This is a genomic window from Streptomyces axinellae, from assembly GCF_039532135.1.
In the GTDB taxonomy this organism is placed as follows: domain Bacteria; phylum Actinomycetota; class Actinomycetes; order Streptomycetales; family Streptomycetaceae; genus Streptomyces; species Streptomyces axinellae.
The window spans coordinates 1-23,380 of sequence record NZ_BAAARJ010000039.1; the positions used below are offsets into that span (position 1 = coordinate 1).

18 protein-coding genes and 2 riboswitches are annotated in these 23,380 nt (G+C 70.3%); of the genes, 11 read left to right on the top strand and 7 right to left on the bottom strand.

The window, feature by feature from the left end; translation table 11 throughout:
• A partial coding sequence (locus ABD339_RS32825; RefSeq protein WP_344570835.1) for a type I polyketide synthase occupies window positions 1-2,705 on the top strand: 2,705 nt, incomplete at its 5' end.
• Between the two features lie 76 nt (window positions 2,706-2,781).
• On the opposite strand, the gene ABD339_RS32830 is transcribed toward ABD339_RS32825, so the two are convergent.
• Window positions 2,782-3,639 carry a helix-turn-helix transcriptional regulator gene (locus tag ABD339_RS32830; protein ID WP_344570836.1) on the bottom strand — a complete coding sequence of 286 codons (858 nt, stop codon included), beginning with the start codon at window positions 3,637-3,639 and terminating at the stop codon, window positions 2,782-2,784.
• Between the two features lie 233 nt (window positions 3,640-3,872).
• On the opposite strand from ABD339_RS32830, the gene ABD339_RS32835 reads away from it, so the two are divergent.
• Window positions 3,873-5,375: an MFS transporter gene (locus ABD339_RS32835; protein WP_344570837.1), complete on the top strand. Its 1,503-nt coding sequence runs from the start codon at window positions 3,873-3,875 to the stop codon at window positions 5,373-5,375.
• An 82-nt stretch (window positions 5,376-5,457) separates the two neighbouring features.
• Here the strand turns inward: ABD339_RS32835 and ABD339_RS32840 are convergent, their stop codons facing one another.
• Window positions 5,458-5,925 (bottom strand): nuclear transport factor 2 family protein, encoded by a 468-nt coding sequence (locus ABD339_RS32840; RefSeq protein WP_344570838.1) that lies wholly within the window; start codon window positions 5,923-5,925, stop codon window positions 5,458-5,460.
• 992 nt (window positions 5,926-6,917) lie between these two features.
• On the opposite strand from ABD339_RS32840, the gene ABD339_RS32845 reads away from it, so the two are divergent.
• Entirely contained in the window at window positions 6,918-7,094 is a 177-nt protein-coding gene (locus ABD339_RS32845; RefSeq protein WP_344570839.1) for a hypothetical protein, read from the top strand.
• A 637-nt stretch (window positions 7,095-7,731) separates the two neighbouring features.
• On the opposite strand, the gene ABD339_RS32850 is transcribed toward ABD339_RS32845, so the two are convergent.
• The 4 genes from ABD339_RS32850 to gcvT form a co-directional block, all read right to left on the bottom strand.
• Entirely contained in the window at window positions 7,732-9,114 is a 1,383-nt protein-coding gene (locus tag ABD339_RS32850) for an L-serine ammonia-lyase (RefSeq protein WP_344570840.1), read from the bottom strand.
• A 196-nt stretch (window positions 9,115-9,310) separates the two neighbouring features.
• Window positions 9,311-10,585, bottom strand: coding sequence for a serine hydroxymethyltransferase (glyA, locus tag ABD339_RS32855; RefSeq protein ID WP_344570841.1), 1,275 nt, complete (start codon window positions 10,583-10,585; stop codon window positions 9,311-9,313).
• 69 nt (window positions 10,586-10,654) lie between these two features.
• Entirely contained in the window at window positions 10,655-11,035 is a 381-nt protein-coding gene (gene gcvH, locus ABD339_RS32860; RefSeq protein WP_344570842.1) for a glycine cleavage system protein GcvH, read from the bottom strand.
• 189 nt (window positions 11,036-11,224) lie between these two features.
• Window positions 11,225-12,430, bottom strand: a complete 1,206-nt coding sequence (gcvT, locus tag ABD339_RS32865; RefSeq protein ID WP_344570843.1) for a glycine cleavage system aminomethyltransferase GcvT — start codon at window positions 12,428-12,430, stop codon at window positions 11,225-11,227.
• A 32-nt stretch (window positions 12,431-12,462) separates the two neighbouring features.
• A riboswitch (glycine riboswitch) is annotated at window positions 12,463-12,596 on the bottom strand.
• Window positions 12,597-12,696, bottom strand: a riboswitch (glycine riboswitch).
• Window positions 12,697-12,852: 156 nt separating this feature from the next.
• Between gcvT and ABD339_RS32870 the strand changes: the two genes are divergently transcribed.
• Window positions 12,853-13,713, top strand: a complete 861-nt coding sequence (locus ABD339_RS32870; protein WP_344570844.1) for an AAA family ATPase — start codon at window positions 12,853-12,855, stop codon at window positions 13,711-13,713.
• On the opposite strand, the gene ABD339_RS32875 is transcribed toward ABD339_RS32870, so the two are convergent.
• Window positions 13,691-14,611: a hypothetical protein gene (locus ABD339_RS32875; RefSeq protein WP_344570845.1), complete on the bottom strand. Its 921-nt coding sequence runs from the start codon at window positions 14,609-14,611 to the stop codon at window positions 13,691-13,693. The two genes, ABD339_RS32870 and ABD339_RS32875, sit on opposite strands and share 23 nt — an antisense overlap.
• Before the next feature lie 152 nt (window positions 14,612-14,763).
• Between ABD339_RS32875 and ABD339_RS32880 the strand changes: the two genes are divergently transcribed.
• The 7 genes from ABD339_RS32880 (at window position 14,764) to ABD339_RS32910 (ending at window position 23,330) form a co-directional block, all read left to right on the top strand.
• Complete coding sequence (locus tag ABD339_RS32880; RefSeq protein WP_344570846.1) at window positions 14,764-15,561, top strand: enhanced serine sensitivity protein SseB; 798 nt, start codon at window positions 14,764-14,766, stop codon at window positions 15,559-15,561.
• Between the two features lie 235 nt (window positions 15,562-15,796).
• Complete coding sequence (locus tag ABD339_RS32885; RefSeq protein WP_344570847.1) at window positions 15,797-16,576, top strand: enhanced serine sensitivity protein SseB C-terminal domain-containing protein; 780 nt, start codon at window positions 15,797-15,799, stop codon at window positions 16,574-16,576.
• A gap of 345 nt (window positions 16,577-16,921) precedes the next feature.
• The gene (locus ABD339_RS32890; protein WP_344570848.1) at window positions 16,922-17,920 is read left to right on the top strand and encodes an ABC transporter permease; all 999 of its coding nucleotides are present in this window, start codon (window positions 16,922-16,924) and stop codon (window positions 17,918-17,920) included.
• An 80-nt stretch (window positions 17,921-18,000) separates the two neighbouring features.
• A complete protein-coding gene (locus ABD339_RS32895; protein WP_344570849.1) occupies window positions 18,001-19,746 on the top strand; it encodes an ABC transporter substrate-binding protein in 1,746 nt (581 codons plus the stop codon).
• 136 nt (window positions 19,747-19,882) lie between these two features.
• Window positions 19,883-20,881, top strand: coding sequence for an ABC transporter permease (locus ABD339_RS32900; protein ID WP_344570850.1), 999 nt, complete (start codon window positions 19,883-19,885; stop codon window positions 20,879-20,881).
• A complete protein-coding gene (locus ABD339_RS32905; RefSeq protein ID WP_344570851.1) occupies window positions 20,878-22,167 on the top strand; it encodes an ABC transporter ATP-binding protein in 1,290 nt (429 codons plus the stop codon). Before ABD339_RS32900 ends, ABD339_RS32905 begins: the two co-directional genes overlap by 4 nt.
• 26 nt (window positions 22,168-22,193) lie before the next feature.
• Window positions 22,194-23,330 (top strand): ABC transporter ATP-binding protein, encoded by a 1,137-nt coding sequence (locus tag ABD339_RS32910; protein ID WP_344570852.1) that lies wholly within the window; start codon window positions 22,194-22,196, stop codon window positions 23,328-23,330.
• The last annotated feature ends 50 nt before the right edge of the window (window positions 23,331-23,380 follow it).

Here is a 23,380-nt window from a genome sequence, read left to right on the forward strand (position 1 = left end):
TGGCGTATGCGCTGGGGCTGGAGGGACCGGCGGTGACGGTGGACACGGCGTGTTCGTCCTCGCTGGTGGCGCTGCACCAGGCGTGCCAGGCGCTGCGCCAGGGCGAGTGCGAGATGGCGCTCGCCGGGGGTGTGACGGTCATTCCCGGCCCGGCGCCGTTCGTGGAGTTCTCCCGCCAGGGCGGGCTGGCCCCCGACGGCCGCTGCAAGTCCTTCGCCGACGGAGCCGACGGCACCGCCTGGGCGGAGGGCGTGGGCGTGGTGGTGGTGGAGCGGCTGTCGCGGGCGCGGCGGTTGGGGCATCGGGTGTTGGCGGCGGTGCGGGGGAGTGCGGTCAATCAGGATGGTGCGTCGAATGGTTTGACGGCGCCGAGTGGTCCGGCTCAGCAGCGGGTGATCCGGCAGGCGTGGGCGAGCGCGGGTCTTTCCGGCGCGGATGTGGACGTGGTGGAGGCGCACGGAACCGGCACCCGTCTCGGTGACCCCATAGAGGCACAGGCCCTGCTGGCCACCTACGGTCAGGAACGTTCGGCCGGACGGCCGTTGTGGCTCGGCTCGGTCAAGTCGAACATCGGTCACACCGCCGCGGCCGGAGGCGTCGCGGGTGTGATCAAGATGGTGCTGGCGATGCGGCACGGGAGTCTGCCGCGTACCTTGCACGTGGATGCGCCCAGCGGTGAGGTCGACTGGGGCCAGGGCGGCGTGCGGCTGCTCACCGAGCGGCAGGACTGGCCGCAGGGCGACCGCCCCCGCCGCGCCGCCGTCTCCTCCTTCGGCATCAGCGGCACCAACGTCCACATGGTGCTGGAAGAGGCGCCGCCCGAGCCCGAACGGCAGCCCGACACCCACCGGGAGCCCGCCCCGCTGCCCCTGGTGCTCTCGGCCAAGAGCGCCGAGGCCCTCAGCGAGCAGGCGGGAGCGCTGGCTGAGCATCTCGCCGGGGAGGGAGCCGCGATACCGGCCGGGGATGTCGCCCTCACCCTGGCCGCCGGGCGCGCGGGCTTCGACCACCGGGCCGTGGTGATCGGCCGGGAGACCGGGCAGTTCGTGGACGGCCTCACCGCCCTGGCGCGGAAGACCGCGGCGCCCGGACTGGTGACCGGCTCCGCACGCTCCGGCGACGCCCCGGTGACCGTCTTCCTCTTCACCGGCCAAGGCAGCCAGCGCGCCGGAATGGGAAGCCGGCTGTACGCGGAGTTCCCCCTCTTCGCGGAGGCGTTCGACGAGGTGGCGGCCACGCTTCAGCCGCACCTCGAACGGCCGCTCCACGACGTGGCGTTCGCCGGGCCCGGGACCCCCGAGGCGGAGCTGCTGCACGAAACCGCCTGGGCCCAGCCCGCCCTGTTCGCCCTCGAAGTCGCCCTGTACCGCTGTGTCGAGGACACCGGGCCGCGCCCCGGCTACCTGCTCGGCCATTCCGTCGGGGAGATCGCCGCCGCCCACATCGCGGGCGTGCTCGATCTGGAGGACGCCTGCCGGCTGGTCACCGCGCGCGGACGGCTCATGGGCGGGCTGCCCGAGCGCGGGGCGATGGCCGCGGTCCGGGCCGGGGAGGAGGAGGTACGCGGGGTGCTGGAAGGACACGGCGGCCCGATCGGGATCGCCGCCGTCAACGGGCCCTCCTCCGCGGTGGTTTCGGGAAGCGAGGAGGCGGTACGGGAGGTCACCGAGCACTTCGCGAGCGCGGGCGTCAAGACCCGTCGGCTCACCGTCTCGCACGCGTTCCACTCACCGCTGATGGAACCGATGCTGGAGGACTTCGCCACCGTCGTGCGGGGGCTGCGCTTCCAGCCCGCACGGATACCGGTGATCTCCACCATGACCGGCGAGGTGGTCCGCGGCACCGAGATGAGCGACCCGGACTACTGGGTGGTCCAGGTGCGCTCGACGGTCAGGTTCGAGCGGGCGCTGCGCGCCGCGGACCGGGCAGGCGCACAGCTCTATCTGGAGATCGGTCCGGATGCGGTGCTCAGCGGCATGGTGCCGGACGTCCTCCCGGACGCCGCTGCCCCCCTCCCGGTGCAACGCCGGGACCGCCCCGAGCCGGAAGCCCTGCTCACGGCGCTCGCCCGGGCCCATGTGCGCGGCGCCGCCGTGCGCTGGGAGCAGCTGCTCGCCCACCGGGATGCCCGCCGCGCCGAACTGCCCACCTACGCCTTCCAGCGAACCCACTACTGGCTGGGCGCCCAGCGGTCCGGCCTTGCCCCCTCGACGGCGCTCGCCTTCTGGAACGCCGTCGAACAGCAGGACGTGGACCGGTTCGTCAAGGAGTTCGGCGAGGTGGCGGACGACCCGTCCGACGAGGCGGCCCTGCGGGCCGCCTTGCCGGTCCTGGCGCGCTGGCGGCAGCGCAGCCGGACCGCACGCCCGCAAGGCGCGGCGGGGACCGCGGCGTCCGCCGGGGAGGGCGCCGACGACGCTTCGGCACGCGGACCGGAGGCGCTCGCGCAACTCCCGGCCGAAGACCTCGCCGTCTTCCTCGACGAGCTGGTGCAGGCAGAGATGGCCGTGGCGCTGGGACACCAAGAAGGCCAGAACTTCGATATGGAGCAGGAGTTCATGGACCTCGGCTTCACGTCCCTGGCCGCCGTCGAGATGAGGAACCGGCTCGTCGCCCGGACCGGGCTGGAGCTGCCGGTCTCCCTCGTCTTCGACTTCCTGACTCCGGCGGAACTCGCCGAGCACCTCCGCTCCAGGCTGGCCTGACCCCCTCGGCCGAGCGGAACCCCGACGGGCACCACGCCACAAGCGTGGTGCCCGTCGGGCTGTCCGGGCTGTCCGGTCAGTCTGCGGCGGAGCGCGGCAAGACCGTGCGCAGCCGCTGCCGGGTGCCCGTACCCGGCAGCGGCAGGAGCAGGACGACGCGCAGGTCGGGATGGTCGGCGATCTGCATCGTCGTCCGCTGGAAGACCAGCCGGCCGGCGGTCGGGTGCTCAAGCACCTTCTCGCCCAGTGCCGTGTCCCGCACCTCCTGCTCGGCCCACAGCCGCGCGAACGCCGGGCTGTGCTCCGAGAGCCGCCGGACGCGCTCCGCGAAGCCGGGATCGTCCGGATAGCGCGCCGCGTCCGTCCTGAACTCCGCGACCAGGGAAGGTGCCATCGCCTCCCACTCCGGCAGCGCCGGGTGCGGGCCCTGCGGGGAGACGAACCCGTCCAGGCAGCTGTGCAGCTTCGGGACCTCGCCGAACAGCGCCGCCACCGCGTCGTTGCCGTAGAGGCAGCGCCAGTAGCGGTCGAGGATGTAGGCCGGGCCGGAGGACCACTCATCGACGAGCGAGACCAGGTGCTCCGGCAGTCGCGGAGCCGACCGGCCCGCCCGGCGGGGCGCCGGCCCCGGAGTGTGCCCGGCCAGGCGGTAGAGGTGCGCCTGCTCGTCGTCGTTGAGCCGCAGCGCCGCGCTGACGGCGTCGAGGATGCTCGTGGTGACGCTGATCCGGCGGCCCTGTTCGAGCCAGGTGTACCAGGTGAGCCCGATACCCGCGAGCGAGGCGACCTCCTCGCGCCGCAGTCCGGGAGTCCTGCGCCGGCCGGAGGAAGGGAGCCCCACATCTTGCGGCGACACCCGGGCCCTGCGGTTGCGCAGGAAGTCCCGCAATTCGTCCCGCCGTTGTTCCGACTCTGCTCCTAGGGTGGTGGTCACACCAACAGCATAAATTGCAACTTGGCCCGCGCAATGGGGTCCGGGAGACTTGGCAGGTACCGGCCCGGTCGTTCCGACCCGGGGCGGGCAGCCGAAACGCTGTTCATGCGGCGGCGCGACGGGGCAAAGCTTGCCGGGAGGGGCGCTGGTGCCGCCTCCCGCTGCCTGTCTGTCTGGCTGCCTGCCTGTCGGCACGGCTCGCCGCCGCGCTGAATCAGCGAAAGGTTGTCGCGTTGTCCAGGAAGCAGAAATTGGTGGAAACAGATGCGCCCGTGGGGGAGGAAAGAGCCGCGGGAGAGGGAGCGGAGGAGGCGCCGGCTCAGCCGGTCGCGACCACCGCGCAATGGGCGGCCATGTGGATCCTGTTGCTCGGTGCCTTCATGGGCTTCCTCGACATTTTCATCGTGAATGTGGCCAACCCGTCGATTCAAGCGGAATTGCATGCCTCGTTCGCGGACATCCAATTGGTGCCGACTGGTTACACTCTCGCGTACGGCGCCGGCCTCGTGGCGGGCGGGCGGCTCGGTGACATCTTCGGCCGCCGCCGGGTCTTCCTGGTGGGCGTCGTCCTTTTCGCGTTGACCTCCGTCGCCTGCGCCTCGGCGCAGAGCCCCGGATTCCTCGTCGGCGCCCGGATCGCGCAGGGCCTCGGTGCCGCGGTGATGCTCCCACAGGTGCTGGCGCTCATCCAGGTGACGTTCCAGCGGAATGAGGAACGCAGCCGCGCCATCGGTCTCTACGGCGCGGTCATCGGCCTCGGTGTCGTCGCCGGACAGATCGTCGGCGGATTTCTCATCGAGTGGGACGTCGCCGGCCTCGGCTGGCGGTCCATCTTCCTGGTCAACGTCCCGCTGTGCGTCATCACGTTCGTGGGCGCCCTCGCGCTGGTGCGCGACCGGTCCGACCGGACCCCGATGAAGCTCGACCTCCCCGGCGTCATCCTCCTCGGCGCCGGTCTGTTGGGCCTGGTGCACGGGTTGGTCGTCGGCGCCGAGCAGGGCTGGACGGGGCTACGCGCGGGCGAGGTGGCCGGCGGCGCGGTGCTGCTGGCCATCTTCGTGCTCTGGGAGCGCCGGGTAGCCGAGGCCGGCCGCTCGCCCCTCCTGCCGCCCCGGCTGTTCAAGCAGCGCGGCTTCTCCATGGGCCTGCCCACGGCGCTGTGCTTCTACGGCGTCAACGGCGCGTTCATCTTCCTGCTCGCGTTCTACCTCCAGCAGGCCAAGGACTTCTCGCCGTTGCAATCGGCTCTCACCTTCACGCCCATGGCCATCCTCACCTCGGTCTTCTCCGTACTGTGCGGCAAGTTCGTGGCCCGCTGGGGGGCACGAGTGGTGCCTGGCGGGGCGGTCGTCATGGCGATCGGGCTGGGACTGGTGTGGATCGGCGTGGACCTGATGGAGGGCACCAACCCGGCGGCGGCCCTGATGCCCGGCCTGGTGCTCTACGGCGCCGGCGGCGGAATCGTGGCCACCTCGCTGATCGGGACGGCGCTGTCGGGCGTGATCCCGGAGGACGCGGGTGCCGCCTCCGGCGGCATCCTGACGGCCGTCCAGGTGTCGGAGGCGGCCGGCGTCGCCGGCATCGGTGCCCTGTTCGCCGCGGTCGCCACCGGGGGCGAGGAGGTTCGCGGCTTCGCCGTCTCCGTGGCGGTGCTGGCAGTCCTGTCCCTGCTGACAGCTGTGTTCTTGAACCTGCTGAATGGCCCGGCCGGCGCGGAATCCGAGACCGCTGCCTGACCCCGTGGGCGGCATGCGGTGAGGGGCGTCGGCTGCTCGACAGCCGACGCCCCTCACTCTGCGTCCCGGGATTTCGCGGGCCTCACGCGCCGAAGGGAAAATCCTCCTCCTTGAACGGCGCCAGCAGGTCGAGCCGGTCGTTCGCGGCCCGTGCGGCCAGCAGCGGGCTGAAATAGTCGCGGTAGTTGACGACCTTGCCGTCCCGCACGGTGATCACGATGATGTACTTCATCTCGTACTTCTTGCCGGTACTCACCGTCGTCCCGTGTGCCGTCCATTCCGCGATGACGACCTCGGGGTCGGTTGTCTCGTGAATGTGGACGTGCGGCAGCTCATCGATCAGCTGGTGGTCGGTGTAATGCTTCAGATACGAGCGAATGGTCTCCCGCCCGGCCATGTTGGCCATGGCTCCCGGGGCCGCGAAGGGAATCTCAACGGTCCCATCCTCCGCCCACATGTCGCAGAATTTGTCCATCTCTTTTTCGAGGAGCAGTTCCAGGAGATGCCGGGCGACGTCGGCGGGCTTGGTGGGGGTTTCGCTACTGGCCACGGAAAAGTCTCCAGTACAGAATTCGGCGTATACGGATGAAATGCCCTTGCTGGGCGCCGATACTGTCATTCGTAAACTCTTCCGGTCAACGAAAACCGGATTAACTGGGGTTCTCCGGACGCACGTCCTGGGGGTGTCCCGCCGGCGGGACACCCCCAGGACGTGCGTTTCCGGCACCCATCCCAACTCCCTCGCAGTTCACGCCCTCAGACGCGGCTCGTGCTGAGCAAGCCCCGGTTCGCGGCCGGCAGGTGCTGAGCGCGGAAACGGGTTTCCGACCGGTCTCAGGCGACAAGACTGGACACACCCGGAACTGAACGGGATCGACGGCTGATTCATCGTGAACGCGTCCAACTCGGAGCACGCCCAACTGGATGGTGCTGTCGTTCATGTTCTTCCTTGATCACTCACAGCGGCGGAGTGGGGCCTTGAAGACAGGGCACGCGCCCGAAAACCGGGCGGGCTTCCGGACAGCGCCTCTCCGGTCTCGACTCAGGAGACGAGCCCGCGTCCGCCGAACCTGGCCCAGACGGTCCCGCCTGCCGTTGTCCCGTCCAGCCTCGGCCGGACGGGACAACGGGCCGGCTGCTGACCCTCCCGGGCGAGGGCAGGCCGGGGGTGCGGATCTTCAGGGTGCCGACCCGGCCGCACCCTGCGCCGGATCGGAAGCTCGCGTACCGAGCGCAGCGCCGGGCCAGGCACCAGGCCCGCGGCGGCGAGGTCGAGGCGGGAGTTCATGGCTCGTGAACCGGGCGATCTTCAACTGACTCCGGAACCCGGCGCGTTCGGGACCTGCCTTTGGGAGCATCGAGCCCGGCCCCGCGAACCGAACCAGCCTTGCCGCCTTCGAGGATCGCGGCGCACCTGCTTGGTGACCGCCGCCGTGTCAACCTCCCACTCACGTCGTCTTTTACAGGCCGCTTCGGCGCCGTGGGCACCGGCCGACCGACACGGGTACGGAAACGTGGGGCCACGACCCCATCGGCACCGGGGTGATCGATTGGAGCGGCCGGGGTAAAGCAGTCCAGGAAAGAATCGGGGTAGACAATGTCGTGCTCGAAGTAATCCGCGAAGAGAACACCCTTGAAGAATTCGCGAAGGCGATGCGTGACCTCAGTGGAGAGGGTTGGATCTCGGAGAGTGATTTCGGCGTTTCGGGTGCAGAGTGACCACGCGACTTGCGTCCTGACGGGTTCTTCCGCTGGCCACCGAGGCCGACCGTGAGCAGCTCCGCCGCCCGCTCCAACAAATAAGCACTGTGTCCGCGAGTTCGATGCCGCTCTCGCCCTCTGGCGGCACGAGCCGGCCATTCGCGAGTTCATCAACCGGCCCCGTAAGGAACTCGGCGTTGCCGCGCATGTCGCCTGGCCGGTCCGGCATCCTCGTTTGTGTACCCCCGACAAGGTGTGCGGCCAGCCGTCGAGCGGAGCCCGGTCTGGGGTGGTGGGCGCGAGGGCGACTCTCCGTCACGGGGGAGCGCAAGGGGAGCGCGGGCGCCTTTGGACGGTGCCACGTACGGCGTGACCAGCGGGACCGCGATGTGTGCTCTGATCTGCGAAAACGACACTCCGGGTGACTGCGCAAATGGTGTGGCACGAGCACGACCGTGCTCGTAACGCGTAGGTCAGGGACTCATCATCAAGGCGGGTCCAGGCGGTCGTCGGCCGGTCCGCGAGGGACATCCCAGGGACTCTTCAGGGACTTTTCAGCTCTGTCACGGCGACTTCCGAGGGGCTTCCGCCGTACGGAACAGCAAGCCTGTGACAGAGCTGAAAGGCGTGAATCAACCAGTGAGCGGCAGCGTCCTCAGCACTCGATGACGTTCACCGCGAGTCCGCCCCGGGCGGTCTCCTTGTATTTGACCTTCATGTCCGCGCCCGTCTCCCGCATGGTCTTGATGACCTTGTCGAGGGAGACGTGGTGGCGGCCGTCGCCGCGCAGGGACATGCGGGCGGCGGTGACGGCTTTGACGGCTGCCATGCCGTTGCGTTCGATGCAGGGGATCTGGACGAGGCCGCCGACCGGGTCGCAGGTGAGGCCCAGGTTGTGTTCCATGCCGATCTCGGCGGCGTTCTCGACTTGTTCGGGGCTGCCGCCCAGGAGTTCCGCGAGGCCGCCGGCGGCCATGGAGCAGGCGGAGCCGACCTCGCCCTGGCAGCCGACCTCGGCGCCGGAGATGGAGGCGTTCTCTTTGAAGAGCATGCCGATCGCACCGGCCGCGAGGAGGAAGCGGACGATGGCCTCGTCGTCGGTGCCGGGTACGTAGTGGTGGGCGTAGTGCAGGACGGCGGGGATGATGCCGGCCGCGCCGTTGGTGGGGGCGGTGACGACCCGGCCGCCTGCCGCGTTCTCCTCGTTCACGGCCATGGCGTACAGCGTTGTCCACTCCATGGCCTGGGCCTCGGCCGGGCCCTCGGCGCGCATCTGGCGGGCCGAAGTGGCCGCGCGGCGGCGGACCTTGAGGCCACCGGGCAAGATGCCCTCCTGGGTCAGGCCGCGGCGTACGCACTCCCGCATGACCTGCCAGATCTCCAGCAGGCCCGCGCGGATCTCCTCCTCGGTGCGCCACGCCTTCTCGTTCTCCAGCATCAGCCGGGAGACGGACAGGCCGGTCTCCCGGGTGCGGCGCAGCAGTTCGTCGCCGGTGCGGAAGGGGTGGCGCAGCACGGTGTCGTCCAGCTTGATGCGGTCCTCGCCGACGGCGTCCTCGTCCACGACGAAGCCGCCGCCCACCGAGTAGTACGTCTTCTCCACCAGCGGCGTGCCCGCCTCGTCGTAGGCGAAGAGCGTCATTCCGTTGGCGTGGTACGGCAGGGAGCGGCGGCGGTGCAGGACGAGTTGGGTGCGCTCGTCGAAGGGAACGGTGTGCGCGTCGCCGATCTCGGTGGCCAGCAGCCGCAGCCGGCCCTCGGTGCGGATCCGTTCGACGCGCGCGTCCGCTGCCTCGACGTCCACGGTGCGCGGCGACTCGCCTTCCAGGCCGAGCAGCACCGCCTTGGGGGTGCCGTGGCCGTGCCCGGTCGCGCCCAGTGAGCCGAACAGTTCGGCGCGTACGGAGGCGGTGTGCGCGAGGACGCCCTCGTTCTTCAGCCGCCGCACGAACATGCGCGCGGCACGCATGGGGCCGACGGTGTGTGAGCTGGACGGGCCGATGCCGATCGAGAAGAGGTCGAAGACCGAGATGGCCATGGTGGCGGCTCCCTGCCCTTGTGAGGCGGTGCGTAGTGCTGGTGTGGGCCGGTCGGGCCCATGCGGGCCGGTGTGCCCTGGTGTGGGTGCGGTGGGTCGGTGCGGGCCCGCCGGGCTGGTGCGAGGGCCCGTCGGGCCGGCGGGGGCTGAGCCTCCCCCGGCCCGCGGGCCGGGGGAGGGGCGGGTCTGCTCGCCCTTACTTGCCCAGGGCCGGGTAGAGCGGGTGCTTGTCCGCGAGAGCGGAGACGCGGGTGGCGAGGGCCTTCGACCTGGCCTCGTCGAACTCCGGCAGCAGCGCCTCGGCGATGATGTCGGCGACCTCGGTGAAGTCCTCGTCCTGGAAGCCCCGGGTGGCCAGCGCGGGCGTGCCCACGCGCAGGCCCGAGGTCACCATCGGGGGGCGCGGGTCGTTCGGCACCGCGTTGCGGTTGACGGTGATGCCGATGTCGTGCAGCCGGTCCTCGGCCTGCTGGCCGTCCAGCTCGCTGTTGCGCAGGTCCACCAGGACGAGGTGGACGTCGGTGCCACCGGACAGGACCGAGACTCCGGCGTCCACGGCGTCCTGGCGTAGCAGGCGCTCGGCCAGGATGCGGGCACCGGAGAGGGTGCGGCGCTGGCGTTCCTTGAAGTCGTCGCTCGCGGCGATCTTGAAGGCGACGGCCTTCGCCGCGATGACGTGCTCCAGCGGGCCGCCCTGCTGGCCGGGGAAGACCGCGGAGTTGATCTTCTTGGCGTATTCCTTCTTGGAGAGGATCACGCCACCGCGCGGGCCGCCCAGCGTCTTGTGCGTGGTGGTCGTGACGACGTCCGCGTGCGGTACGGGGGAGGGGTGGAGGCCCGCGGCGACCAGCCCGGCGAAGTGCGCCATGTCCACCATCAGCAGCGCGCCGACCTCGTCGGCGACGCGGCGGAAGGCCGCGAAGTCGAGCTGGCGCGGGTAGGCGGACCAGCCCGCGATGATCATCTGCGGCCGGTGCTCCTTGGCGAGCTTCTCGACCTCGGCCATGTCCACCTGGCCGGTCTCGTCATCGACCTTGTAGGCGACGACGTTGTAGAGCTTGCCGGAGAAGTTGATCTTCATGCCGTGGGTGAGGTGCCCGCCGTGCGCCAGGTCCAGGCCCATGATGGTGTCGCCGGGCTTGAGCAGGGCGAACATCGCGGCGGCGTTGGCCTGGGCCCCCGAGTGCGGCTGCACGTTGGCGGCCTCGGCGCCGAACAGCGCCTTCACCCGGTCCCTGGCCAGGTCCTCGACCACATCGACGTACTCACAGCCGCCGTAGTAGCGGCGGCCGGGGTAGCCCTCGGCGTACTTGTTGGTGAGGACCGAGCCCTGCGCCTCCATGGCGGCGACGGGGGCGAAGTTCTCCGACGCGATCATTTCGAGCGTGGACTGCTGGCGGTGGAGTTCGGCATCGACGGCGGCGGCGACCTCGGCGTCGACCTCGTGGAGAGAGCTGTTCAGAAGCGACATGTGAAGAACCATCCCTGGGAGAGGAGGCGGGCTGGGCGGCACGGAAAGCGGCAGGTGGCGCGGCGGGTCTCAGCTGCCGGAGGCGAACGCGGTGTACTCGTCCGCCGAGAGCAGGCCCTCCGGCTCCTCGGACAGCTTCACCTTGAACAGCCAGCCGCCCTCGAACGGGGCTGAGTTGACGAGCGCGGGGTCCTCCACGACGTCCTGGTTGATCTCGGTGACCTCGCCGGAGGCGGGGGAGTAGAGGTCGCTGACCGACTTGGTCGACTCCAGTTCGCCACAGGTTCCACCCGCGGTGACGGTCTCGCCCACCTCGGGGAGCTGGACGAAGACGACATCCCCGAGCGCCGTCGCGGCGTGCTCGGTGATCCCGACCGTCGCGACACCGCTCTCGGTGTCCGACAGCCACTCGTGCTCCTTGCTGTAGCGGAGCTGCTGGGGGTTGCTCATGGTCCGATTCTCCCGGATGAGATGCGTACGACGGAAACGGTCTTGGCAGGTGGGACGGGAAACACTCTCCCCCGGTCCGCACGGAGCCGGTGGCCGGACGGGGCGTCCGGACGAGACAGCCGCGCGGCGGGCCGCACAGTCGCCCGGCCGCACAGCCCGGCCGCGCTCGCGCTGGGGGGACTGGGGGGATCAGTCGCGCTTGTAGAAGGGGAGTGCGACGACGTCGTACAGCTCGTGGGAGCCGCGGATGTCCACCGCGACGCCCCCGGTGCCGGGCGCCGCGTACGCCGCGTCCACGTAGGCCATCGCGATCGGCTTGCCCAGGGTGGGAGAGGGGGCGCCGGAGGTCACCTCACCGATGACTGTGCCCTTGCCTGCCTCACCGCCCTCGCCCGTCGCGACCACGGGATAGCCCGCACGCGGGACCCGGCGCCCCGCGGCGACCAGCCCGACCAGCTTGCGCGGCGGTGCCGACTCGGCCCGTCCGGCCGCCGCCGCCAGGGCCTCCCGGCCCACGAAGCGGCCCTCGTTCGTGGCCTTCTCGAACTTGACGGTCCTGCCCAGCCCGGCGTCGAAGGGCGTCAGCGCGGGCGACAGCTCGTGCCCGTACAGCGGCATACCCGCCTCCAGGCGCAGGGTGTCGCGGCAGCTCAGCCCGCAGGGCACCAGGCCCGCGCCCTCGCCCGCCTCCCTCAGCGCGCTCCAGACAGCCTCCGCGTCCTCGGGCGCCACGAACAGCTCGAAGCCGTCCTCGCCGGTGTATCCCGTACGGGCGATCAGCGCGCTCCGCCCGGCCACGATGTCGCGTTCGCCCGCGTAGTAGCGCAGCCCGTCCACGTCGAAGCCGGTCAGCTTGCGCAGGATGCCCGCGGCCTCGGGGCCCTGGACGGCCAGCAGCGCGTAGGCGTCGCGGTCGTCGCGCACCTCGGCGCCGCTGCGCTTGCCCGGGCCGCGCGTCTCCACGCGCTCGCGCAGCGCGTCCAGCACCGTCTGCGCGTTGGAGGCGTTGGCCACGACCAGGTACTCCTGGTCGGCGAGCCGGTAGACGATCAGGTCGTCGAGGATGCCGCCGCTCTCGTCGCAGATCATGGTGTAGCGGGCCCGGCCGACGGCGAGCTTGGAGAGGTTGCCGACCAGCGCGTAGTCGAGCACCTCGCCGCACTCCGGGCCGGTCAGGGTGATCTCGCCCATGTGGGAGAGGTCGAAGAGCCCGGCCCTGGAGCGGACGGCGAGGTGTTCCTCGCGCTCGCTGCCGTAGCGCAGCGGCATGTCCCAGCCCGCGAAGTCGGTCATGGTCGCGCCCAGCGCACGGTGTACGGCGTCCAGGGCGGTTTTGCGCGCGGCCGGTTCGTGCGCGGCCGACGCGTGGGCGGCCGAGGGCTCAGGCTCAGTCATTCAGGCTCCCGAAGCTGGGTGTGACGCGGATGTCCTCCCCATCTGTCATCGGAACCTGAGAGGTTCGCCGACAGCTCCCGAACGACTGGAGCCGGGCTTGCACCTTGGGTGGGGCCACCGCGCCACGACGCCTCGCGTCGTACGGTGGCCCGCTTTTCAGATCTGCCTCGCTCGCGCGGTATCGGGGCCTGAGAGATTCAAGGGAGGAACTTGCTCCTTCGGCGCCCCGGTTCACCTGCTGCCGGGGACTCTCCCGCGCGGGCTCGAACGGCCGGTATGGAGTTGGCCCGCACATCATCGCACGGGTGAGCGGGCCCTGGCTGCCCCCGGGCGGGAGGCAGTCACCTTGAATCACATTACCTTTTCTTGACACTCTCTCCGTGAGCGGCGGCGGAGCCGTCGCGTTCGGGGAGGGGTGATCCGTGGGCAGCCCGCACGGTGCCGAGACGACATCGAGGGGACCAGACGCGTCCGGGACCACCCGCCGCGCCGTCCCCCACGACCTGCGGGGGCACGCTGTCCCCCACGACCTGCGGGGGACCGCCGCCAGACGCACGCTGCGCTACACGGCGGGGGACGTGGTGGTGGTCTCGGGCCTGCCCGGCGGCGGCAAGTCCACGCTGATCCGTACGGCCGTGCCCGCGCGCGCCGATGTCATCAGCGTGGACTCCCAGGACACCCGCGAGCGCTGGGAGCGCCGGGTGCGCGGCCGGCTGCCGTACGGCCTCTACCGCCCGCTGGTGCGGATTGCGCACTACGCGGGGCTGCGCCGGGCGCTGGCCTCGGGCGCCGCCGTCGTCGTGCACGACTGCGGCACGCAGAGCTGGGTGCGCCGCTGGCTGGCCAGGGACGCGCTGCGGCGCGGACGCGCGCTGCACCTGCTGCTGCTCGACGTGGCGCCCCAGGACGCGCTGGCCGGGCAGGCCGAGCGGGGCCGCGGGGTCTCGGGGTACGCCTTCCGGCGCCATCTGCGGGCCGTGCGCAAGCTGCGGGCCGCGGCGCTGACGGGACGGCTGCCGCGCGGCTGTGTCTCCGCGGTGCTGTTGGACCGGGGCTCGGCGCAGGCGCTGCGCCGGCTGGTCTTCGTCCCCGCGCCGCCCACGCCGCCCGGGTCGGCGGCTCCGCTCCTCCCGGGGGCCCGCACGCCCCTGACCCCGCCGCCCGGAGGTGGTGGCGGGAGCGCGGACGCCATGAGCGCGGCGGAGGTCGTGAACGTGAGGGACGGGGACAGTGGCGGCAGGGCGCCGGACGCGACCGGGGTCAGCGGCCCTGCGCCGGGCTGACGGGAGCCGGTTGCTGGGGTGCCTGCTGTCGCGGGGCCGGTTGCCGGGGCGTCCGCGGCGTCTGCTGTTGCGGAGCCTGCTGCTGGGGAGCGGAGTGCTCCTTGGGTGCCTGCTGCTGCGGGGCCTGCTGGGCGGGGGAGTGCGGCTGGGCGGTCTGCGGGCTTTGCCGGGACGGCTGCTGCGGCTCGGGCGCCTGCTCCTTCTTCGGCGCCTGCTCCTGCTCCTTCGGCGCCGGCTTCTTCGGCTGCTCCTTGGGCTGCTTGTTCGGTGCCTTCGGCGGCGCGGTGGCGGCAGACGCCGTCTTCGGCAGGTCCTTCAGGTCGGGCGCGGGCAGTTTCCCGCTGTAGAGGGTGGCGGCCAGCAAGTTGGCACCGCCCGCCAGGGCGCGTTCGGCGGCGAGGGTGCGCCGGCGCGTGTCCCCCCGGACGGCGGCGTTGAGTACGGCGTCCACCCGGGTGCGCAGGTCGGCGGCGGCCTTCGCGGTCAGGTCCTTGCCGGAGGCCGCGGCCGGGCGGCCGGTGGCGTCCATGGCGGCGCGGGGCGCGGTGAGCGGCTCGACGGCGCGGCGCATCTGGGTGCGCAGGCGCGCGGCCTGGTCCCGGGGGAGCTTGCCCTCCTTCAGCTTGCTGACCACCGTCAGCACGTGGGCGAGGTGGTTGAGCGGTTTGAGCCCGCTGCGCATGGCCTGGGCCTGCTGGGCGACGCGCGCCGCGGCGGTGGCGGTATCGGCCCGGGGCCCGGCCGGCTGCCGGACCCCGGCAGCACCCTCCGTGCCAGGAGAGGCGGGCGAGGCAGGAGAGGCGGGGGAGAGGGCGCCTGCCACACCTACGGCGCCCCATGCGAGCGAGCCGGCGAGGGCGGCGGTGACAGCGGTGGTGGTGAGCTTGTTCACGCGCATGTGCGGTTTTCCTCCGGTGGGCGTACTGCGAGGCGCAGAGCGGGACGCACACCACTTTTCGGGCGGCTCTTTCTCTCCGCAACCGGAGAGTCGCCGTACGTGTCCGCGACGGCCCGCTCCGGGCCGCCGCGGATCATGGATAGGCTGACCGCATGACAGTTCCGCCGCAGCCACCGCAGCCGCAGCACTTCGGCCCCGGACACGGAGGCGGCTGGCCCGGCAACGAGTTGGAGGAGGCCCTCACCGCCTCCGTCCAGGTCCCCGGCGCCGGTGCCCGGCTGCTGGAGGTCCTGGGCCGCAGCAGCATATGGGTGCCGCTGCCCGAGGGCGGCAGCCGCGAGAGCCGCGAACTGGACCTGCCCACCATCGAGTTGGACGGTGCCGCCTTCGTCCCCGTCTTCAGCTCCGAGGAGCAGTTCCTCGGTGTCGCGGGCTCCCACATGTCCTTCACCATCGCCCCTGCCCGGGAGTTCGCGCGGGGCCTGCCGCCCCAGGTGGGCATAGTCGTCAACCCCGAGGGCACGGTGGGCATGCCGCTTCCGCCGGACGCCGTCGCCCAGCTGTGTGAGAACACCGCCGCCGAACAGGCCGTCGCCGGAGTGGCCCGCGGAGCGCGGGTGCGGCTGTACGAGCCGGACTGGCAGGACGATCCGGTGGCCTTCTTGTCCGCCGCCACCGCCGAGTTCGGCGCGCTCTCCTTCGTACGGACGGCGCGGCGGGCTCTGGCCAGCACCGAGGGCGATCCGCCCGCGCTCTTCATCGGGCTCGAACTCGACCTGCTGGAGCCGGAGTCACGGCACGCGGCCCACGAGGCGCTCGGCCGGGCACTGCACGCCGCCGAGGTGCGCTGGCCCGTACAGATGGTGTTGCTGGATGCGGCCCGCGACCCCGTGGTGGAGTGGATGCGGCAGTGCGTACGGCCCTTCTACACGCGGCCCGGATACGAGTGAGCGCCCGGCGCGGCCGGGCGACGGGGCGCGACTGAGTACCGGAGGAGGACCGAGTACCCGGGCGCGGCTGAGTACGGGGACCCAGCGAGGCCGAGTAGCGGCGCCGGTGCCCCGGCCGCCTCGTAAGCTGGTTGGATGAGGGGGCGGGGCGCCTGCGGGGTGTGTCCGGGTCCCAGGACCGGGGCCGGGCGGAGAAGCGGTGACGGCAGGTGACGACAGGGGAAGGGCGGCCCAGGTGAGCGCGGGTGGAAGCGTCGAGCAGCTCCTGCGGCAGGTGTCGCCGGGGGTCCACGACACCTTCGAGACCTACGAGTCCCTGCTCCAGGCCCTCGCCGGAAGCCGGCTGTGGATGCTGCTGTGGAACGGGCAGGCCGGATCCCCCGACGCGCAGTACGGGAACATGGAGGTGGGTGGCTACGGCTACGCCCCCTGCGTCACCTCCGCCCAGGAACTGGCGGCCTCCGGCTGGAACCGCGCGCACGAGGTCGTCGGCGGCCGGGACATCGCCACGGCCCTCTTCCCCGACCGCTGGGGAATCTGGCTGAATCCGCACGCCCCTGGCGGGGGCCTGGGTATCCCGTGGCTGGATCTGCGGCGCATCGCCGTGGGCCTCGGCCAGCTGCCCGCCGGACCGCTGCGCATCAGCGAACCCACCCTCGACATCCCGCAGTTCTACGCCCAGCTCAGCCAGAACGCGCACCACACCCCGGCCGTCCGCTCGCTGCGCCGGGCCTGGGTGCAGCCCTCGCTGGGCGTGCCGTACCTGGCCATCGGCATGGAGCTGTACGACAACGGCCCGGCCTCCGTCGAGGCCGCGCGGCGCATGATGGCGCAATCCGTACCGGCGGTCCCCGCGGGGCTGCCGGTCTCCACGGTCGCCATGTCGGACGACTACGATCCGGTGGCCATGTGGCTGCGCCGCCAGTCGCGGCCCTTCTTCGACCGCGACGCCCACGCCGGGGCTGCTCAGGGCACGGCTCCGGGCTTCGGATACGGGTATCCCCGCCCCTTCTGAGCACCCTCTGAGCGACAGGCACGCCCCCTCCGTGCGGCAGGCGGACCCGGCCATGCGGCAGCGGTCCAGATCGGGACAAACCACCTGATCGGATACCGCTCAACGTCAACTTCCGTCCGCATAACGGAACATGCCGAGTCACATCACAGTTGCGCATCCTTTCCCCGGTGGGTCTGGCGACTGATCGTGAGCCCGATGAAGACTCCCCAGCCATAAGGCCGCTCGGCCGCGAGACTTTCGGCCGCCCGGCTCGCTCACGAAATTTCGGACTGCTTGCTTGACGGCCGCTACAGCGGTGCGCGTGGACTGGCCGACTTTGCCGGTCGAGAAGGGGTTCCCAACACGATGACGGCACCACTGCACGAGGAGACGTCCGCGAAGACCGCGGTCGCGGAGCCGGCCCCCACCGGTGCCGAGAAGGCGATCGAGGGGCGCAGCCTCGGCCGGATCGCCTGGGAACGGCTCAAGAGCGACAAAGTGGCACTCCTCGGCGGCGCCATCGTCGTGCTGCTGATCCTGGTCGCGGTCTTCGCGCCCGCCATCACGGCGCTCACCGGCCAGGCGCCCGACGAGCGCCACGAAGACCTCATCGACCCGCTCTTCAGCACCCCCAAGGGTGCCTTCGGCGGCATATCCGGCGAACACCTCCTGGGCGTCGAGCCCGTCAGCGGGCGCGACATCCTCTCCCGCATCGTCTACGGAGCCCGCGTCTCCATCCTCGTCGGCTTCCTCTCCGCCGTGGTCGCCGTGGTCATCGGCACCGTGCTGGGCACCCTCGCCGGCTACTTCGGCGGCTGGCTGGACACCCTGATCAGCCGGGTGATGGACATGCTGCTGGCCTTCCCGCAGCTGCTGTTCATCATCTCGCTCATCTCGGTGATGCCCAGCAGCCTCTTCGGGCTGACCGGCACGGGCGTGCGGCTGCTGGTGATGATCCTGGTCATCGGCTTCTTCGGCTGGCCCTATATCGGCCGCATCGTGCGGGGCCAGGTGCTCTCCCTCAGAGAGCGCGAGTACATCGAGGCGGCGCGCAGCCTGGGCGCGGGCCGGCCGTACATCCTGTTCAAGGAACTGCTGCCCAACCTCGTGGCGCCGATCACCGTCTACACGACGCTGATGATCCCCACGAACATCCTCACGGAGGCCGCGCTCAGCTTCCTCGGCGTCGGCGTCAAGCCGCCCACCGCCTCCTGGGGTTCGATGCTGTCCGACGCCGTGCAGTTCTACGAGTCCGATCCGATGTACATGATCATCCCCGGTGTCGCCATCTTCATCACGGTGCTGGCCTTCAACCTCTTCGGCGACGGAGTGCGCGACGCGCTCGATCCCAAGGGCGCACGTTGACCCCCTCCCGGCCAGGGAGATCCCCCAGACCCCGGCTTCGCCATCGTGCGGGCCGTGACCTACACGGAGGTTGCGAGACAGTGAGAACCCCAAGCACATCCAGGCGCAGACTGGCAGCGGTCTCCGCTGTCGCGGCCGCCACGCTGCTCGGAACATCGGCGTGCGGCGGCGGAGGCGGCGACGACGAGAGCGCGGGCGGCGCGTTCAACGCGGGCATCGGCAAGATCGCCAACGCGTCGGACAAGAAGGGCGGCACCCTGAAGTTCATCGGGGTCCAGGACGCCGACTCCTGGGACACCACCCGCATGTACTACGGCTTCGCCTTCGACTTCGCGCGCTACTACAGCCGTCAGCTGGTCAGCTACACCCCGGCCCCCGGTAAGAAGAGCGTCGATCTGAAGCCGGACCTCGCCAAGTCCAAGGCGAAGATCACCGACGACGGCAAGACCTACACGTACGAGCTGAAGGACGGCGTGAAGTGGGAGGACGGCAAGCCGATCACCTCCCAGGACGTCAAGTACGGCATCGAGCGCCAGTGGGCGCAGAAGGTGCTCTCCGGCGGCCCCGTCTACCTCAAGGACGTGCTCGACCCGGACGGCAAGTACAAGGGCCCCTACGAGGGCGGCGACTTCGACGGCATCAAGACCCCGAACGACAAGACCATCGAGTTCCACCTGCCCAAGCGCAACGGTGACTTCGAGCAGATGCTCGCCATGCCGACGAACTCCCCGGTGCGCAAGGACAAGGACACCAAGTCCAAGTACGGCCTCAAGCCGTTCTCCTCGGGCCCGTACAAGTTCCAGTCGTACACGCCCAACAAGGGCCTGATGCTGGTCCGCAACAAGCACTGGGACCGCAAGAGCGACCCGCTGCGCAAGGCGCTGCCGAACGCCGTCAAGGTGACCTTGCTCACCAACGCCGACGAGCGCGACAAGCGGCTCATCAACGGTGACGCCGACCTCGACCTGAACCAGCGCGGCATGGACTCCCAGGGCCGCACCTCCGCGCTCAAGCAGCACAAGGGCAACGTGGACAACCCGCAGTCCGGGTTCATCTCCTACGTGGCCTTCCCGCAGAGCGTGAAGCCGTTCGACAACATCCACTGCCGCAAGGCCGCGATCTACGGCACCGACCACAAGTCGGTCCAGACCGCGCGCGGCGGCCCGATGGCGGGCGGCGCCCTGGCGACCAACATGCTGCCCCCGGTCGTCCCCGGCTACGACAAGAACGACGACCAGTACGGCATCTCCAAGGGCTCGGCGGACGTCGCCAAGGCCAAGGAGGAGCTGAAGAAGTGCGGCAAGCCGAAGGGCTTCAAGACCACGCTGGCCGTCCGCAACACCGACAAGTCGGACATGAAGTCGGCGGAGGCGATCCAGGCTTCGCTCAAGAAGGTCGGCATCGACGTCGAGACCGACCCCTTCGACGGCGCACAGGGCTCCTCCATCGTCGGCAACCCCGACGTGGTGAAGAAGAAGGGCTACGGCATGGTCCTCTACGGCTGGGGCCCGGACTTCCCCAGCGGTCAGGGCTACGGCGTGCCGCTGTGGCACAGCAAGTACATCCTGGACAACGGCAACAACAACTACGCCCTCATCGACGACAAGAAGGTCGATGACGGCTTCGCCGCCGCGATCTCCGACCTGGACCCGAACTCGGCCGCCAAGAAGTACGCCGAGGTCAACAAGGAGGTCATGAAGGGCGGTTACTACCTCCCGCTGACCTACCTGAAGGTCGTCCAGTGGCGCTCCGACCGGCTCACGAACGTCTACTCGGCCAACTCCTTCAGCGGCTGGTACGACTTCGCATCCCTGGGCGTCAAGTAACCGTGACCGCCCCCGACCTCACCATCTGACGGCGCCACCCGCCGCTGGCACGAAGGGCAGGTGAAGGCCGCTACGGCGGCCCGGCCACAGTCTCCTCATCCCGGGAGAGCAGCCGGGCCGCCGACGGCCGAGAGCAGTGCTCATATACCTCATCAGGCGGCTGTTCGCCGTCGCAGTGATGCTGGTCGTCATCATCCTGGCGGTCTTCTGCATCTTCTTCCTGATCCCGAAGTGGACGGGAACGGACCCGGCCACCATGTTCGTCGGCAAGCAGGCCGACAAGGAGGCCATCGAAGGCGTCCGCCAGAAGCTCCAGCTGGACGAGCCGATCCTTGTGCAGCTCTTCGAGTTCTTCAAGGGAATCTTCGTCGGCCGGGACTACACCGGCGGGGGCGACACCACGCACTGCTCGGCGCCCTGCTTCGGCTACTCCTTCCGCACCGAGCAGGAGATCTGGCCCGTACTGACCGACCGCCTGCCCGTCACGCTGTCCCTGGCGCTGGGTGCCGCCGTCATCTGGCTGCTGATCGGCCTGTCCGTGGGCGTGCTCTCCGCGCTCAAGCGGGGCACCCTGTGGGACCGGCTCGCGATGACCGGCGCGCTGGCCGGCGTCTCGCTGCCCGTCTACTTCACCGGCCTGATCTCGCTGGCGGTCTTCGCCTACCAATTCGACCTGGTGAGCAACTCCTTCACGCCCTTCGGCGAGAACGTGGGCAAGTGGTTCAGCGGGATGATCCTGCCGTGGATCACCCTCGCCTTCCTCTTCGGCGCGATGTACGCCCGGCTCACCCGGGCGACCATGCTGGAGGTCATGGGCGAGGACTACATCCGCACGGCCCGCGCCAAGGGGCTCAAGGAACCCGTCGTCATCGGCAAGCACGCGATGCGCTCCACCATGACGCCGATCCTCACCCTCCTCGGCATCGACATCGGCGCCCTGATGGGCGGCGCGATCCTCACGGAGACCACCTTCAGCATCCCCGGGCTCGGCCAGGCGGTGCTCAAGGCGATCAACGAGCGCGACCTCCCGCTGATCCTGGGCGTCACCCTCATCACCGCCACCGCCGTTGTCCTCGCCAACCTCCTAGTGGACCTGCTGTACGGCGTGATCGACCCACGAGTGAGGCTCGGATGACAGAGCACGAGCGCAAGGCTTCCGAAGACACCACGGCGAAGGACGGCTCGCCCGGGGCCGCCGCCGATGAGACTCCCGGCAAGGAGACCTCCGGCAAGGAGACCTCCGGCAAGGAGGCCAAAGGCGCGAAGGGCCCCAAGGGCGCCGGGCCCGCCCAGGTCACCAAGGACCTCCCCAAGGGCGGCGGAGCCTCGGATCTGACCGCCTCGGGCACGGCGACCGGTGAGCCCACGCTGGAGAAGAAGCCGGCCACCGCGTTCCTGGAAGTCCGCGACCTGCGGGTGCACTTCCCCACGCAGGACGGCATCGTCAAGTCCGTGGACGGGCTCTCCTTCACCCTGGAGAAGGGCAAGACCCTCGGCATCGTCGGCGAGTCCGGCTCCGGCAAGTCGGTGACCTCGCTGGGCATCATGGGGCTGCACACCGTCGGTCAGTACGGCCGCCAGCGGCCCCACATCTCGGGCGAGATCTGGCTGGACGGCCACGAACTGCTCAGCGCCCACCCGGACGAGGTGCGCAAGCTGCGCGGCCGGGAGATCTCCATGATCTTCCAGGATCCGCTCTCGGCCCTGCACCCCTTCTTCACCGTCGGCCACCAGATCGTGGAGGCGTACCGCGTCCACCACAAGGTGGACAAGAAGAAGGCCCGCACCCGCGCCATCGAACTGCTGGACCGCGTGGGCATCCCCGAGCCGGGCAAACGTGTGGACAGCTACCCGCACGAGTTCTCCGGCGGCATGCGCCAGCGCGCGATGATCGCCATGGCGCTCGTCAACAACCCCGAACTGCTGATCGCCGACGAGCCGACGACAGCGCTCGACGTCACCGTCCAGGCGCAGATCCTCGACCTGATGCGCGATCTGCAGAAGGAGTTCGGCTCGGCGGTCATCATCATCACCCACGACCTGGGCGTCGTGGCCGAGCTGTCCGACGACATCCTGGTGATGTACGGCGGGCGCTGCGTGGAGTACGGCACGGCAGAGAAGGTCTTCTACGAGCCCCAGCACCCCTACACCTGGGGCCTGTTGGGCTCCATGCCGCGCATCGACCGCGACCGGACCGAGCGCCTCATCCCCGTCAAGGGCTCCCCGCCCAGCTTGATCAACATCCCCCAGGGCTGCGCCTTCAACCCGCGCTGCCCCTACGCGGACGTCCCCAAGGGCGGCATCACCCGCACCACGCGCCCCGAGCTGCACGAGGTGCGGCCCGGACATCTGTCGGCCTGTCACATGGCGCAGGAGGACAGGGAACGCATCTGGAACGAAGAGATTGCCCCCAAGCTGTGAGCGCCGTGAGTAAGGACGACGACCCGATGACGAACTCAGCGAAGTCCGCGGACCCCGGGGCGGAGAGCGGCGGCACGGGCACCCTCACCGAACCGCGCGAGGGGGAGTCCCTGCTGAAGGTCACCGGCCTCAAGAAGCACTTCCCCGTCACCAAGGGCCTCTTCAAGCGGCAGGTCGGCGCGGTGCTGGCGGTGGACGGCCTCGACTTCGACGTGCGATCGGGGGAAACCCTCGGCGTGGTGGGCGAGTCGGGCTGCGGCAAGTCCACGATGGGCCGGCTGATCACCCGGCTGCTGGAGCCCACCGACGGGAAGATCGAGTTCGAGGGCAAGGACATCACGCACCTGGGCGTGAGCGGGATGCGGCCCATGCGCCGCGACATTCAGATGATCTTCCAGGACCCCTACTCCTCGCTCAACCCCCGGCACACCGTGGGCGCCATCGTCGGCGCGCCGTTCAAGCTCCAGGGCGTGCACCCCGAAGGCGGCGTCAAGAAGGAGGTCCAGCGGCTGCTGGAGGTGGTCGGGCTCAGCCCCGAGCACTACAACCGCTATCCGCACGAGTTCAGCGGCGGCCAGCGCCAGCGCATCGGCATCGCCCGCGCGCTCGCCCTCAACCCGAAGCTCGTGGTGGCCGACGAGCCCGTCTCGGCGCTGGACGTCTCCATCCAGGCGCAGGTGGTCAACCTGCTGGACGACCTCCAGGACGAGCTGGGCCTCACCTACGTGATCATCGCCCACGACCTGTCGGTGATCCGGCACGTCTCGGACCGGATCGCGGTCATGTACCTGGGCAAGCTCGTCGAGTTGACCGACCGGCAGTCGCTGTACGAGACACCCATGCACCCCTACACCCGGGCCCTGCTGTCCGCCGTGCCCGTACCGGACCCCCGCCGCAAGGCCGCCCAGGGCCGCGAGCGCATCCTCCTCCAGGGCGATGTGCCCTCGCCGATGAACCCGCCCTCCGGCTGCCGCTTCCACACCCGGTGCTGGAAGGCGACCGAGGTGTGCAAGGTGAAGGAGCCCCCGCTCATCCCCCTGGCCACCGGCCACCAGGTGGCCTGCCACCACCCGGAGAACGCGCCGGACCAGCAGCCCGGCGACACGAAGCTGCTGCGCGAGGCGAAGGCCGCCCTGGACGGCGCCGTCAAAGAACAGGGTTAGGGTCTCTCGTTCGGGTCTTCGTGGATCGGGCCGCGGCGTCGGATGCGGTG